This is a genomic window from Spiroplasma endosymbiont of Polydrusus cervinus (assembly GCF_964019755.1).
Taxonomy (GTDB): Bacteria; Bacillota_I; Bacilli_A; order Mycoplasmatales; family Mycoplasmataceae; genus Spiroplasma.
This window is the reverse complement of the sequence record NZ_OZ026469.1, coordinates 125,927-141,973: the sequence shown is the minus strand read 5'-3', so window position 1 is coordinate 141,973 and position 16,047 is coordinate 125,927. Positions and strand designations below refer to the sequence as shown.

12 protein-coding genes and 3 pseudogenes are annotated in these 16,047 nt (G+C 26.7%); 12 read left to right on the top strand and 3 right to left on the bottom strand.

All coding sequences use genetic code 4. The annotated features are described in order from the left end of the window. Positions 1 to 53: 53 nt before the first annotated feature. The 4 genes and pseudogenes from AACK78_RS00755 to AACK78_RS07185 form a co-directional block, all read left to right on the top strand. Positions 54 to 317, top strand: coding sequence for a transposase family protein (locus AACK78_RS00755; protein ID WP_338954390.1), 264 nt, complete (start codon positions 54 to 56; stop codon positions 315 to 317). Beyond that, a pseudogene (locus AACK78_RS07190) lies at positions 284 to 556 on the top strand (hypothetical protein); the annotation flags it as partial. The gene AACK78_RS00755 and the pseudogene AACK78_RS07190, both read left to right, overlap by 34 nt. A gap of 21 nt (positions 557 to 577) precedes the next feature. Further along, positions 578 to 1,174 carry a DDE-type integrase/transposase/recombinase gene (locus tag AACK78_RS00750; RefSeq protein WP_338955641.1) on the top strand — a complete coding sequence of 199 codons (597 nt, stop codon included), beginning with the start codon at positions 578 to 580 and terminating at the stop codon, positions 1,172 to 1,174. A gap of 39 nt (positions 1,175 to 1,213) precedes the next feature. Further along, positions 1,214 to 1,543: pseudogene (locus AACK78_RS07185) on the top strand (IS30 family transposase); the annotation flags it as partial. Between the two features lie 162 nt (positions 1,544 to 1,705). Here AACK78_RS07185 and AACK78_RS00740 read toward each other — a convergent pair. Continuing rightward, complete coding sequence (locus AACK78_RS00740) at positions 1,706 to 3,487, bottom strand: ABC transporter permease (protein WP_338955638.1); 1,782 nt, start codon at positions 3,485 to 3,487, stop codon at positions 1,706 to 1,708. A gap of 265 nt (positions 3,488 to 3,752) precedes the next feature. Here AACK78_RS00740 and ffh point away from each other — a divergent pair, with 265 nt between their 5' ends. Both ffh and AACK78_RS00730 read left to right on the top strand, forming a co-directional pair. Then, a complete protein-coding gene (gene ffh / locus AACK78_RS00735; RefSeq protein ID WP_338955636.1) occupies positions 3,753 to 5,111 on the top strand; it encodes a signal recognition particle protein in 1,359 nt (452 codons plus the stop codon). Between the two features lie 434 nt (positions 5,112 to 5,545). Continuing rightward, positions 5,546 to 6,352 (top strand): IS3 family transposase, encoded by an 807-nt coding sequence (locus AACK78_RS00730; protein ID WP_338956476.1) that lies wholly within the window; start codon positions 5,546 to 5,548, stop codon positions 6,350 to 6,352. 100 nt (positions 6,353 to 6,452) lie between these two features. Here AACK78_RS00730 and AACK78_RS00725 read toward each other — a convergent pair whose 3' ends face one another. Continuing rightward, the gene (locus tag AACK78_RS00725) at positions 6,453 to 7,247 is read right to left on the bottom strand and encodes a glycerol-3-phosphate acyltransferase (RefSeq protein WP_338955634.1); all 795 of its coding nucleotides are present in this window, start codon (positions 7,245 to 7,247) and stop codon (positions 6,453 to 6,455) included. A 197-nt stretch (positions 7,248 to 7,444) separates the two neighbouring features. Next, positions 7,445 to 8,433, bottom strand: a pseudogene (locus AACK78_RS07180) (IS30 family transposase). A gap of 36 nt (positions 8,434 to 8,469) precedes the next feature. Here AACK78_RS07180 and AACK78_RS07175 point away from each other — a divergent pair. The 6 genes from AACK78_RS07175 to AACK78_RS00690 all read left to right on the top strand — a co-directional run bounded on the left by AACK78_RS07175 (position 8,470) and on the right by AACK78_RS00690 (position 16,045). Beyond that, a complete protein-coding gene (locus tag AACK78_RS07175; RefSeq protein ID WP_422396873.1) occupies positions 8,470 to 8,583 on the top strand; it encodes a lipoprotein in 114 nt (37 codons plus the stop codon). 395 nt (positions 8,584 to 8,978) lie between these two features. Further along, entirely contained in the window at positions 8,979 to 10,916 is a 1,938-nt protein-coding gene (gene parE / locus AACK78_RS00710) for a DNA topoisomerase IV subunit B (RefSeq protein ID WP_338955631.1), read from the top strand. Positions 10,917 to 11,534: 618 nt separating this feature from the next. Next, on the top strand, positions 11,535 to 11,822 hold the full coding sequence (locus AACK78_RS00705) for a hypothetical protein (RefSeq protein WP_338955630.1): 288 nt from the start codon (positions 11,535 to 11,537) through the stop codon (positions 11,820 to 11,822). 14 nt (positions 11,823 to 11,836) lie between these two features. Beyond that, entirely contained in the window at positions 11,837 to 14,653 is a 2,817-nt protein-coding gene (gene parC, locus AACK78_RS00700; RefSeq protein ID WP_338955628.1) for a DNA topoisomerase IV subunit A, read from the top strand. Beyond that, positions 14,608 to 15,276: a hypothetical protein gene (locus AACK78_RS00695; protein WP_338955626.1), complete on the top strand. Its 669-nt coding sequence runs from the start codon at positions 14,608 to 14,610 to the stop codon at positions 15,274 to 15,276. The genes parC and AACK78_RS00695 overlap by 46 nt, the downstream gene beginning before the upstream one ends. Before the next feature lie 67 nt (positions 15,277 to 15,343). After that, complete coding sequence (locus AACK78_RS00690; RefSeq protein WP_338955623.1) at positions 15,344 to 16,045, top strand: hypothetical protein; 702 nt, start codon at positions 15,344 to 15,346, stop codon at positions 16,043 to 16,045. The last annotated feature ends 2 nt before the right edge of the window (positions 16,046 to 16,047 follow it).

Here is a 16,047-nt window from a genome sequence, read left to right as displayed (position 1 = left end):
ATACTTACTAAACAGGGTGCAGTCTACTTTTTTTAAAGAAGGTGCATTTTTATATGGCAAGAAAAGGACAAAAATTTAATAAATATACAGCATATTTTCGAAAAATGATAGTACAAGAGGTTAAAAATAATAGTATAAGTTTTATTGCAAAAAAATATCAAATTAATAAAAAAACTGTTGCTTCATGGTATGAAAATTTTAAGAAAGGAATTTTAAACACCAATAAAGGTCCAAAAGAATCATTTGAAAAAAGAGATTTAAACTATTACAAAGTTAGGTATGAATTACTAAAAAAGCTTCATGACTTTTACAATTAAATAAAAGAAAAATTGTATCTTTTATCAAAGAAAACATTAATAAATATCCACTAAATTTATTACTTGATATAACAGATTTAAAGCGTAGTTATTGAGATAAATATAAAAATTATTCAAGTAATGGTAAGGATAGCGAATCATTAAAAAATATTGTAAAAGTCTATGAAGAAAATTTAAAACAATTTGGTTATCGTCGAATTACCAAATATTTAAAAGAAGATTATGGCATTGTTTATAATGCTAAGAAAGTATTGCGAATTATGAAAGAAAATAATATTCAAGCTGAATATGTAAAGCGTATGCGTAGAAAAATATTAATAAAACAAAATAGAAATAAAAATATAATTAAATATCCTGATTTAGTAAATCGTAATTTTAATGATATTAAAGAAAGATTTTCAATTTTATTTACTGATGTAACTTATTTAATTTGAAATGGTAAAAAACATTATCAATCAACAATACTTGATGGATATACTAAAGAAATTATTGATGTAAAATGATCAAAATTTAATAATAACAAACTTGTAATTGATAATTTAAATGATGCAATTAATAAAATTAAAAAAATAAAAAAAGATTTAAATAAAATAATAATTCATTCAGATCACGGATATCAATATACATCTAAAGATTACAATAGTAAATGTTTAGATAACAAAATTATAATTTCAATGGGTAAAAATTATCATTGTGCAGACAACATTATTATTGAGAGTTTTCATTCATTACTTAAAAAAGGAACAATCCATAATAAAAATTATAAATCTCATAATGAATATATTAATGATGTTAAAAAATTAAATAAATGATATTCAAACCAAAAAGAAAAATATATAATAAATGAAAGTTTGTAAACCTTTTTATTAATACTTACTAAACAGGGTGCAGTCTAATTAACAATTTTAATGAAAATGATTAAATAAATTGGTATTAGTAAATTTAGTTGTATTTTAACCGATATAGGAAAAGAATTTTATAGATGAAAAACAATAGAAAAACATTTTAAAATAAGAGTTTATTTTTGTGATCCTGGTAAACTTCGCCAGAAAGCATTAGTAGAAAGAATAAATAGAGATATAAGGCGTTGATTGGGTCAAAATGAGCCATTAATTAATATTCGTAGTAGATTAAAATCTATTTTAGATATATTAAATACCACAGTTAGACCTTGCTTGGAAAATTTTACATCAAGACAATATTTTAAAAAAATTTTTTTAAATTAAATTAGTATTTGTTAAGATTAGTAAAATTTATTTTTTGTTGTATTTAATTTTATAATTTTAAAAATAAATATTAAAAACAATATTTTTAATTTACTATTTTTTGTGATTATTGTTTTTTATTTTTAATTTTTTATAATTTTATTAACTTTTTATCATTTAGTTTTACAGTATACAACTAAAAATTCCGATCACCATTAAAAGATTTGCTAACAGTAAAAAACTATAACTAATAATTTGCAGAATATTGTTAATTCAATTAAAGTTAATATTCATAAAAAAATACCCATATAAAGCGATACCAATCACCCCACACAAAAATATTAAATTTAATGGTAAAAAGCAATAAAGTTGCATCTTAAAATTCGATACCAAACAAAATGGAAAAATACCAATCACCGCATAAATGCCAATTAAAGTTAACATAAAAATTCGATTTATGAAAAAATAATGGTGCTTAACAGCAATAAAATCAAGTTTCCCAAAATTAACTTCAATAAAATTATATAAATCTAATGCTGAATTATTAACTCAATTATTAAATAATAAAAAAGTACTGCATAATGCAATTAAACCAATAATCGCCATCAAACGGGCGGCTAAAATAATTGGATATCGTCACTTAATAATGTTATTTTTATTAATTTTAGTAATTCGCTGGCGACCATTTGATAATTGTTGAACTTGATAATTATTATTAAATATTGTTGTTGCTTGCACAGAAAATTTTGCTTGTTTCTTTGCTAACTTTTCCTCATTAGGATTAAGCTGTTTTTTCTTTTTTCCCCTAATTTTCTTAGTTTTAATTTTTCCTTTTTGGTTTAATGCATGTTCATTAATATTAGAATTAAATAACTTCGCATAAAAATTATCAATCTGATAAGTTCCATCTATTTCTTCAAGTTCTACTGCTCGCAGAATTTCTTTTTGATAATTTTCCTTTCCTTGTAACATTTGGAAAGTTTCTGCTTGTTGGGGTTTCTTTTCTTCCTGATGATAATATTTATTAGTTGTCTGCTCTACACCTAAATTGGGACGCTTTGTGATATCTCATTCCATTGTCTCAGTCTCATCATACAATTGTCTATTTTGTTCTGAAGGCATAAGAAAATTAATGTCTTGCTTTGCTTTTAACATTTCTTTCCCCGTAACAGCAAAACTATTATCTTGATTTAATTCACCTGCCCCTTTTAATAACTTAGATGATATTTTATCTTCTTCTTTTGGCAAAATAATTGCTTTTGGTAAGGGGGGCTTATTATAACTCTGGGTAAAAAAAACATCTTTTTTTTGTGTTGCTTTTGATGAAGAAAAATTAGACAAATGTTTTGGAAAAAGAGGCTTTGATGCTCTTCTTTGATTATTATCAACAGGATTAGTTAATGACTGACTCTTTTTTTGCTGATCCTTTTGCATTATTTTCTGAGCAACAGCACGAGCTTGTTCTTCCAAAACTACTCGTTCAATTTTTTTTTCCGCAGGGTCATTCCCAACAACAGTATTATTCTTATTATTAAAATTTATTAAATTAATCTTTTTTATTATTACTGGGGGTTCATGCAAATATTTTTCATTATACAAAGGATCTTTTTCATCAAAAGTTGATTTAATCTTATTTAAGCGCTGATGAAAATTTATCTTTTCTTGTTTTAATTTCTCCGTTTGATTATGTAAAATATTTAAAGCATCAGGATTATCTAAATTTAAAGTTATGTTACGAGCTTGTTGTATTACAGCATTTAAATCATTATTTTGGTCAGCAATTTGATTTTGAGGCAAAGCAAATGATGAATAATAATTATTTTTAAAAAAATGACTATTTTCATTTTGCAAAAAAGTTGCTTTTTTATTGCTTAAAAAAAGGTCTTGTTGATCATTATTTTGGTCTTTAAGAACACTTCTTTTAATTGGTTTAATTTTTAAAATTTTAATATCATCACTTCGCATTATAAGCACCCACTTCAAACCAAATTTAGAACTATATATTAATTATATCCTTTATTTTGTATACTGTAAAACTAAATCATAAAAAGTTAATAAAATTATAACAAATTAAAAATAAAAAACAATAATCACAAAAAATATTAAATTAAAAATGGCATTTTTAATTTAATATTTTTTGTGATTATTGTTTTTTATTTTTAATTTGTTATAATTTTATTAACTTTTTATGATTTAGTTTTACAGTATACAAAATAAAGGAGAAAAAGATATGATTGGAGATTTTTTAGCAAATCGATTGAAGAAATCAATCGAGAAAAATATGAAAAAATCAACTTTAACAACCGATGCTATTACTGAAACAATGCGTGAAATTCGCTTAGCGTTGTTAGAAGCGGATGTTAATAATGAAGTTGTGAAAGATTTTATTAAAGCTGTTGAAGCTAAAACTCGTGGGGAATATATTTTAGACGGATTAAATGCATCACAGATGATGGTTAAAATTGTGCATGAAGAATTAGTTAATATTTTTGGGAAAACCACGAAAGAATTATCTTTTGCTTCAAAACCAACAATTGTAATGATGGTTGGATTACAAGGAAGTGGGAAAACAACAACAACTGGAAAAATTGCGAAGTTAGTGGAAAAGAAATATCATAAAAAACCGTTATTAGTTGCTTGTGATATTTACCGGCCAGCGGCGATTGACCAGTTAAAAACTATTGGAAAAAATTTAAATATTGAAGTTTTTGAACAGGGAACTCAAAATCCCATTGCTACGGCACAAGAAGCAATTGCATATGGCAAAGCAAAGAAAAACGATGTTATTTTAATTGATACTGCTGGGCGCTTACATATTGATGCTGAATTAATGCAAGAATTAAAAGAAATTAAAAATCATATTACTCCCGATGAAATCTTATTAGTTGTTGATGGAATGACTGGACAAGACATTATTAATATTACAACTGAATTTAACCAGCTATTAAAATTAACCGGCGTAATTGTAACGAAGTTAGATGGTGATGCTCGGGGGGGGGCAGCCTTATCAATTACGCATTTAACGAAATTACCAATTACTTTTATTGGAACTGGTGAAGGAATGAGCAATTTACAAATCTTTTATCCTGATAGAATGGCGGACCGGATTCTTGGAATGGGTGATGTTCAAACCTTAGTTGAAAAAGCAAAAGACGTTTTAGATGAACGCGATATGAAAAAAACAATGAACCGGATGATGATGGGGCAGTTTGATATGCAAGACTTGTTAAACCAAATGCACCAAATTTCAAAAATGGGGAAAATGGGGGGGGTTATGAAATTACTACCCGGAATGCCAAAGTTAAGTGATGAAAAGATTGCTGATGCTGAACGCAAATTAAAAGTAACTGAAGTATTACTATCTTCAATGACTGTGAAAGAACGGCGCGAACCCCGCCTCTTAAAGCATTTATCTCGTAAAAACCGCATTGTAAAAGGATCAGGGCGAACTGAGAAAGAATATAATGAATTAATTAATCAATTTGAAAAAACAAAAAAACAAGTTGATGAAATTGCTCGTCAAATTAAATCTGGGCGAATGCCAAATATTCCTGGGATGGGTGGTTTAAGCGGAATGGGCTTTAATTAACTACTACGATAAAAACTGTTTTTGAAACATTTTTTATTTTGGGGCCAAAAATTAGAGCAGTCTTAACAAAAATATTTAGGAATGATAAAATAATCTCATATTAATTAAGAATATAAATTATTAAGTACGAATATATAAATTATTAAAATATTTAAGTGTAAATTGTAAATACTAAATCATAAAAAGTTAACTATTGATTTAGTTAACTTTTTATGATTTAGTATTTACAATTTACAATGGAAAAAAATTCATAGAAGTAAAGAATTAATTATTAAAATTGTTAATGAACATCTAAAAGAAGGATGTAGTTATAGTTATTTAGCTGAAAAATATAATATTTCTCGCAATACTATTAGTCAGTGACTTTATAAAAATAAAAATAAAAATTTAAATTTTGAAAGAAAAATTCATAAGGAAAATTATAGTGAGCTTGAATATTTAAGATTAGAAAATGAAATTCTAAAAAAGTTTCTTTCCTTCTCAAGACAACAACAAAATATAAAATAAATTTTATTAATTTATATAAAAATAAATACTCAATAAAAGTATTATGTAAAATTCTTAATGTTAATCTTGCTAATTATTATAAACAAAGATTTAATAATAAAAATGATTTTAAAGAAATAAATAGTATTAAAAAATTTTTGAAAAAAAAGAAATGTTACGGGTATAGGAGACTAAAAATTGCTATTGAGAAGGAAGTTAGATGAATTATTAATCATAAAAAATTATTAAAATTAATTAAAAATTATAATATTAGAGCTAATTGAGTAAAATATATTCACAGAAAAAATACTGATCGTAGTTATGAAAATTTATTAGATGCTAAATATAATTTATTACAAAGAAATTTTAGAGCTGAAAAAATTAATCAAAAATGAGTTACTGATATTACTTATATTAAAATTTATAAACAAAAATATTTTCTTTATTTAAGTACTATTATTGATTTATATGATAAAAGAATTATTGCATATGAAATTAGTTTTAAAAACAATACAGAGCTAGTAATGAATACTCTTTTAAAAGCTGTAAAAAATAAAAAATTAAATGGTTTAATATTACATTCTGATCAAGGAATTCAATATAGAACCACTAAATATAATAAATTTTGTGAAAATCTTGGAATACGTATATCAATGTCAAGAAAAGGTACTCCTTTAGATAATGCAGTTATAGAAAGTTTTCATTCAATTTTAAAGAAAGAAACTATTTATCAAAACAAAACACGATATGATTAATTTAATTCATAAATGAATGAATTTTAAACAAACATATCGTGTAGAATATTAATACCAAATGTTTTTTATTTTATGTCTACTTTTTGGGTATCGTTCCAATTTAATTATTGCTTATTTTTTTACTATTTGTTGAAATATTTCCAGTTTCTAAATCAGATTTCCCCTTAAAATCATAAGGTTTTTCGGTTCCTTTTAATAAACGAGCAATATTTTTATGATGTTTTAGGATTAGGAAGTATGCACTTAAAGTAACAATAATATTAATTAAAGCTAAACTATCATAGTAATTATCGTAATTAACATAATGTAAGTAATTGACTCAAACAAGATGAGAATCTTGGAATAATTCACCATTGAAATTAATGACATCAATACCACTTAATTGGGGAATCCAACATAATGCTCCTGTCAACAACGCTGCTAAAATTGAAGAAACAGAGACTCGATTTCAAATAAAAATTGTACTTCATCAAATAACTGTTGCAATTAAAAAGTAATATGGATTAGTCATCCATAATAATCCTAAAAAAGAAGAAACTACTTTACCACCTTTAAATTTATAATAAATTGGATAAGAATGACTAATTAAAACAAAAAAAGCTGGAATATAATAACTAGTTGAACCAAAATTAACACCATTAATATTAATACAACTAATACCGAATGCAATAAACATTGTAATTGTAACTTTCAACATATCTAAAAACATAATTGCAAAACCCCACTTTTTTCCTAAGACACGGCTAATATTTGTAGCACCAGCATTTTTCGAATGATAATCACGCACATCAATCTTATAAATTGTTTTACTAATAAAAATTGATCAACTAAAAGAACCAATTAAGTATCCGATTATTGCAGTAATAGCTGTTCCTAAATATCCATATAATGTCATTGCTTCACCCCTCTTTTACTATTGTATACTGTAAAACTAAATCATAAAAAGTTAATAACATTATAACAAATTAAAAATAAAAAACAATAATCACAAAAAATATTAAATTAAAAATATTGTTTTTAATATTTATTTTTAAAATTATAAAATTAAACACAACAAAAAAATAAATTTTACTAATCTTAACAAACACTAATTTAATTTAAAAAAATTTTTTTAAAATATTGTCTTGATGTAAAATTTTCCAAGCAAGGTCTAATTGTGGTATTTAATTATATCTAAAATAGATTTTAATCTACTACGAATATTAATTAATGGCTCATTTTGAGTCAATCAACGCCTTATATCTCTTATTTATTCTTTCTACTAATGCTTTCTGGCGAAGTTTACCAGGATCACAAAAATAAACTCTTATTTTAAAATGTTTTTCTATTGTTTTTCATCTATAAAATTCTTTTCCTCTATCGGTTAAAATACAACTAAATTTACTAATACCAATTTATTTAATCATTTTCATTAAAATTGTTAATACAATACTTGCCTTTTTACTAAATAAAATATGATAAAAAAGTATTTTTGATTTACGATTTACTAAAACTAACAAATAAAAATTACCACAATCAAGAGTATCCATTTCTCAAATTCCACTAAAACTTAAATCATTTCCATAATCATTTTAAAATTGCTTATAATCTCTAATATTAAGTAATTTTCCACGATTATCATTTTGTTCCCCATTTTTTGTTTTTCTTTTTTTATTTTTAAAATATAACATTTCTTTTTTTAAATTAAAATAACCTAATTTAATATATTTATACATTGTTTTAAAACATACACCAAATTTTACATTATATTGTAATTCATACGAAGTAATAATATTTTGTGGCGAACGACCAAAATTATTATATTCATTAGAAAAATGACTTAATTCTTGTGAATTTAACATTGAATATTTACGACATTGTTTTTTATTTTTATCATGTATTTTTTGTGCTTTTGCAGCATTATAATCATTAATATTATCAAACATATTTAACTCTTGCCAAATAGCTCTATAATCTCTATTCATTTGCTTAGCAATTTTTCGAATATTAATTATTCCATTTTCCTTTTTAAATAATTCATTATCTTTTAATTTTTCCAAATTTACTCTTTCATTAAAATCTAATCTTTCATATTTTTTCACACTTTACCTCCTAAAATATTTAAAATGTTATAATTTATTTGCAATAATTATAACATTTTAAATATTTTAGGGGCAATCGGATTAAAAGCAACAAGTACAATATCATTAATTAGTTGCGAAAAACCAAATAATAGTGAAAACGGGGAGTAATAAACCAGAACCCAAACCACAACAACCACCAGTTGGAAGTAATTGAAAGTTAATTGAAAATTGTAAATTACGCGGGATAATTTATTCTTTACTTTTTAATTTCAATATCATTTACAATCTTATTGACAGTATTAATAACAATATCTTTACCATACTTTTTCACTAAGACCACAAAATTAAATAGTGATTTATTTGCATAATTTCAACCTCCTATAATTAATTTAAAAATTAACTTAAAAAAAGTTAACTAAATTAATAATTAACTTTTTATGATTTGGTATTTACAATTTACATATTATAGTAATTAGAAATAATTTAGTAAATAATTGTAAATAAAACCGTTATAATATAAGATATTAATAGTGAAATTATAAGTAAAAGGGATGATAGAGAATATGAGTATTGAAGATAAAAGATTAAAGTATGATGAATCATCAATTCAAATTTTAGAAGGATTAGACGCTGTTCGAAAACGACCAGGGATGTATATTGGGTCAACTGATGTTCGTGGCTTACATCATTTGGTTTGAGAAATTATTGATAATTCAATTGATGAAGCATTGGCAGGCTATTGCGATGAAATTAATATTACCATTTATAAAAATAATGCCATTACCGTTGCTGATAATGGCCGTGGTGTTCCAACCGGAATTCATGCTTCAGGAAAGTCAACGCCAGAAGTAATTTTTTCTGTTTTACATGCGGGGGGGAAATTTGGTGGTGACGGTTATAAAACATCGGGAGGATTACATGGGGTTGGTTCTTCGGTTGTTAATGCTTTATCATCAGCATTTGATGTGACAATTTATCGTGACCAAAAGGTTTGAAATATTAAATTTGCTAATGGGGGACAAGTAAAAGAACCATTAACTAAAATTGGAACAACAACTAAAATTGGAACAACAATTACTTTTTTACCTGACCATAAGATTTTTAAAATAGTTGATTTTTCCTTTTCAACAATTGCTGAACGAATTCGTGAATCAGCCTTTTTAAATAGTGGTTTAAAACTTACGTTACATGATCAACGAACTGATAAAAAAGTATCATATTTATTTAATAATGGTTTAGAAGAATTTATTACATATATGAATGAAGGAAAAAAAAGTATTAACCCAATTGTGATGCTAAAAGGGGTAGAAAAACAAATTGAAGTTGAAATCGCTTTGCAATATTCAACCGAATTTAATGAAAATTTACTTAGTTTTGCTAATAATGTTAAAACAAGTGAAGGTGGAAGCCATGTTGCTGGGTTTCGAACAGGATTAACAAAAGTTATTAATGATTATGCCCGAAAAGAAGGATTGTTAAAAGAAAAAGATAAGAACCTTGATTCAGTTGATACTCGTGAGGGCTTAACAGCAATTATTTCCGTAAAAATTCCCGAAAATTTAATTCAATATGAAGGACAAACAAAAGGAAAATTAGGAACTTATGAAGCTCGCACAGCGGTTGAAAACATTGTTGCGAAACAATTTGGCTTTTGATTAACCGAAAATAAAACAAATGCTTATACTATTATTGAAAAAGCATTATTAGCTCGTAATGTTCGCGAAGAAGCTCGTAAAACGCGGGAAGCAGAGCGGAGTAATAAAAAACGCGGGAATAGTGACCGTTTATTAACAGGGAAGTTAACCCCCGCCCAAAGTCGCAATAAATTTAATAATGAGATTTTTCTGGTTGAAGGAGATTCAGCTGGTGGTAGTGCAAAGTTAGGGCGTGATCGTCGTTTTCAAGCAATCTTACCATTACGAGGAAAAGTAATTAATGCCGAAAAGGCAAAACTGCAGGATTTAATGAATAATGAAGAGATTAATGTTATGATTAATGCCATTGGCGCTGGTGTTGGAAATGGGTTTGATATTAATGATGCAAATTATGGAAAAGTAATTATAATGACTGATGCTGATACTGATGGTGCGCATATTCAAACTTTATTATTAACATTTTTTTACCGTTACATGCGGCCATTAATTGAAAATCATCGGGTATTTATTGCCTTACCCCCTTTATTTAAAATTACTAGTACCAAAAATAAGCATATTGAATATGCGTGAGATGAAAATGAATTAAAAAATAAATTAAGTCAATTTAATGGTAAATTTGAATTACAGCGCTATAAAGGATTAGGGGAGATGAATGCCGAACAATTATGGGAAACCACGATGGATCCGCAAACTCGTCAGTTAATTTTGGTAACAATTGATGACGCTGTTATGGCTGAAAAACGGATTGTAATCTTAATGGGAGATGATGCTAAAAAACGGAAAGATTGAATTGATGAAAATGTTAAATTCACTTTAGAAGACAATTTTCAAGCAATCATTAGTTAACAAGGATTAGGGTGTTGTAACAATCAATTAAAAAGTAATTGATAACCTAAATCAAATAAATCTAGTACTTAGTCAATACCAAAATTTTCAGTTATGACTTATTAAAACAAAAAAATAAGTGCGATTTTAACATTAGAAATATCAACAACTAGTGGTAGTGAAAATAGTGATAATATTATTGTAGCAACAATTGATTTCCCAATAACTGGATGAAACAGCGTTAAGATGAAGTTATGAAAGTTTATTATTATCGGAACAACAAACTGTTCAAAAAGAAGTTTTTGAAAAAAAATAATACAACAGCCAGAACCACTTTATCAATTAGAAAGCAGTAGTAACTTATACGTATTAACCAAAAGAGGCCTTCATTTTTTTAATGATAATGCTAATGCGCTTAAGTTAAATTACTATAATTATAATATTTTAATAATTTTGATTGCTTACCAAAAAATTAATATGAGTGTAGACTTTTCAAAACCTGGATTAATTAATGTTCCGAATTTATAGGCAAAAATTAAACAACAATTAAATGCTTTAAACCAAACAATTTATAAATTATCCTTAATTGAAGGAACATTAGCTTATCAATATGAAATTGATTGATTATCACAAAAAGGAATGTATATAATTACATCAGGAGCAATAATTTATTATCAACAAGAATTTGCAATAAGAACAGATATTTTATTTCAACTTTTACAGTTAATTACGATATGTAATGCACTTAACAGCCAAATATTAGAATATTATCGAATATTGTTATTATTAACTCATCATCAACAACTTTTTGACTATGATAAAGAACAGGATTATTGAATATTAACAAAATTAGGGCAAAAGTTATTTTGTCAAATTGATTATAAAAAATTTATAATTAAGACAGAAATAATGAAAGTTCATTTATAGAGAGGGATTTAAAAATGAGTAATAATGAAAAAGAAAATGAATTAATTTATACTTTAAATGATATTATGTCAGAACGATTTGGTCGTTATGCAAAATATATTATTCAAGATCGTGCCTTACCCGATGTTCGTGATGGATTAAAACCCGTTCAACGCCGAATTTTATTTGCGATGAATGAGTTACGGTTAATTTTTAATATTAGTTATAAGAAATCAGCGCGGATTGTTGGAGAAGTAATTGGGAAATATCATCCCCATGGTGATACTTCTGTTTACGACGCAATGGTCAGATTATCGCAAGATTGAAAAGTTCGTTATCCCTTAATTGATATGCATGGAAACAATGGTTCAATTGATGGTGATTCAGCAGCAGCGATGCGTTATACTGAAACTCGTTTAAGTGAAATTTCATCATTTTTATTACAAGATCTTGATAAAAAAACAGTTGCTTTTACTCCTAATTTTGATGATTCAGAACAAGAACCGGTTGTTTTACCAGCCTTATTTCCAAATTTATTAGTTAATGGTTCAACCGGAATTGCGGCTGGATATGCCACAAATATTCCTCCCCATAATTTACATGAAATTATTAATGCAACAATTCATTTTATTAAAAAACCAGACAGTACCGTTAAAGAATTAGTAAAATACGTTAAGGGCCCTGATTTTCCAACGGGGGGGATTATCCAAGGAAAAAGCGGGATTTTAGAAGCGTATGAAACAGGAAAAGGAAAAATTATTGTTCGTAGTAAGATTGCTTATGAGAATAATGCCTTAGTTATTACCGAAATCCCGTATGAAGTTATTAAACAAGACTTAGTTAAAAAGATTGATGATATTAAATATAATGAACCAGGCTTAAATATTAAAGAAGTCCGCGATGAAACAGACCGAGAAGGGTTACGGATTGTCATTGAATTAGGGAAACAAGCAAATGTTGAAACTGTTCGGAAATTTTTATTAAAAAATACTAATTTGCAAATTTCTTATAATTTTAATATGGTTGCAATTGCCAAAAAACAGCCACATCAATTAGGTTTACAAGCAATTTTAGCATACTATGTTGAACATCAGCAAGAAGTTGTTACTAATCGTTCACGTTTTGAATTAGCTCGTGCCCAAAAACGTTCTGAAATTGTAGCGGGATTAATTAAAACAATTAGTATTTTAGATGAAGTTATTGCTGTTATTCGCCATTCTAAAGATCGTAGTGATGCAATCCATAATTTAGTGAAAAAGTTTTCTTTTACGAAAATTCAAACAGAAGCGATTGTACAATTACGTTTATATCGTTTAACTTCAACTGATATTTTGCAATTAAAAGCTGAACAAAAAGAATTAATTGCCATAATTGAGGAATTAAAAGCAATTTTAAGAGATATCAACAAATTAAATCATGTTATTATTAATCAATTAGAATTAATTAAGAAAAAGTTTGCTTCTCGTCGTCGGAGTGTTATTGAAAATGAAATTGAAACAATTGAAATTCAAAAGACAGAAACAATTATTGAAAAAGATTTGAGTATTTGAATTTCTCGCGATGGGTATTTAAAAGCGTTAGAAAATAATCAATTAGTCCGCTTAGCATACGAAGAATTTAAGCGAAAACCAGGGGATTTATGAATTGCTGATTTACAAGCAAGTACTTCTGATAAAATTTTATTAATTACTTCAAAAGGAAATTATGTTATTATTCCAGTCTATAAAATTAAAACCGTTCGTTTACGCGATATTGGTGAACATGTTAATACAATTTCCGAATTACCAGGAGAAGAAAAAATTATTAGTTCTTTTTTACTAAATGATTTTAATAAAAAAGAACAATATATTATGTTAGCAACTAAAAACGGAATGATTAAAAAGACGGCAGTTAAGGATTTTGAAGCGACGCGAATTAGTAAAGCGATTAAAGCGATTAACTTAAAAAATGATGATGAAGTTGTTGCTAGTCAGCTAGTTGGTCATTATCCTTATGTTGTGATAATAACAGCGAATGGTTTTATTGTTAAATATCGGATAAAACAAATTCCAATCTTAGGATTACGCACAGCGGGGGTTAAATCAATCAATTTACGAAATGATGTTGTTATTAGTGTTGGTTATTGTGAAGAAGATGATTTAGTTTTCATTACGAGCCTTAATACTGGGAAAAAGATATCTTTAACCGAAATTCCAACATCGACTCGACCAGTTCGAGGGACTCGCTTGTATAAATTAAATAAAGATATGAACGAACTTGTCCGCTGAGCTTTTTTAATAAAAGGGAAAGACACTTTACATATGTTAAATCAAAGTGATAAAATTGAATTATTTAATACTGATAAAATGGCTGTTCACAAATTAGTTATGGCTAATCATGTGTTAGGATTTGAAAACATTGTTGATATTGTGATTCCCCAATACTATGATTTAAAAGTAATTCCTTCGAAAAAAAGTTTGGAAAACAGTAATATTATTGGTAAGAAATATGGTAATCATCATGAACATGAAAATACTAATAGTGTTAAACGCATAATTGAAGCAACAAATAAGCCTAATAATGTTCCAATTAATAAAACTGTTTCAGATGAAAAAAAATATGAACAAGGAACAAGTTCACCAGATAGTAATAGTGATGAAGAAAGTGATCTCACTGTTAAAGTAGCTCTAATGATTCCAACGAATGAAATTTATCACGCGGAACAAGTTATTGCAACAGCAGAACCGATTAAGACACTTGAAAAGAATATTAAAAAAAGCAAAGCGCTTAAAGAAAAAACTGTGGTTAAACCACGCGGAGAAAAAATGTGGCAAAAAAAGAAAAATATGAAAGTAATAAAAAAAAATACTTAAAAGCAAAATATGAAAAAGAACAATTACCACCACCAAAAGTAGGCGAAGTTAGCGAAACGAAAATATTACCCCCGGCCCCACCACCACAACAACCGACCTTGTTTGTTCGTAAAACTTTTGGGAAAATAAAAACAACGGCCGATATGTTGATTGAAAAGAAACAACGTGAACAAGCGAAAGTAGTATTAGTAAAAGCCCAAGCACAACAAAACCAGCCATCAAAAAATGAGCAAATAACGGAAACTTTTTTTCATCCAACAAAACCAACTTTTGGGAAAGTAGTTACTACTGTTGAAGTTCTTTTGAAAGATAAACATCAACAACAAATTGATTTTAAATTTAATAATAATGAGGGTTATGAAGAAACAGTAACAAAACCGATTGTAAAAGCTAAATCACGAACAGAATGATTAAAAGCAATTGAACAAGCCCCCGCGGGGGCAATTAAAGTCGGTTTAAAAAATGTTAATTCAAATAATCATGAGCAAACTCTTCAAAGGGTTAATTTTAATCAAATGCCAAAGCAGGGCATTACAAAAAAATCTAAAAAAGACTTAGCAGTTGAAGAAACAAAAGAATTACAATTAACAATTCATGATATTTTAGATAAAAGTAAAAAATAGAATTATTTGAAAATCAGTCAATTTTTGACTGATTTAGTTTTACAGTATACAATGTTGGAGGTTTAATATGGAAACTAGAATGGAGAAATTCGCCCAGCTACGTGAAATGATTAAGAAGGAGATTGAAATAGATCAAGAAATTAATCAAACAAATCAGATCATTAATAGTTATATGACGAAATTAAATGCTATTGATGAGACTTTTTTTGGTAGTGTTAAATTAAACTTTGAACAAGAATTTAGTTGAGAAAAAGTATATTTGGACAAAAATCCGGATGAACAACCTTATGCATCTGACTTTAAATATGATTTGCAACAATTGTTAGAACAAGTTGTTAATACAACAAAGGCAACAATTCAAACTAATCAAAAAAATGAACAAGATGCTGGTGATATTATGCATAATATTTTAATTACGGAAACTTTGTTAAATAAACCAACTTATCAGAAATATCAAGCAATTTTAGAAAGTATTTTAGCGGAAAAAATTACATATCATCGCATAAGCGATAAAATTCAAGCAGAAAATAATGATTTTAAAATTAATTCTGCTAATATTGAATTTAGTACAATTGCGTATATGCGTAAAAATGATCAACGACCAACAGCAGAAATGTTAAAAGACTCAAGCGCGTTGTTAGAGGAAAAACATAATAATGTGTTAGTTGTTTATCGCAAGATAAAACCACGATATAAAGTTTTATTTAGTACGATGGTTTTACTAATTGTTTTATTGATAGTTTGTATAGCTTTAATCTTTATGTTATAGAA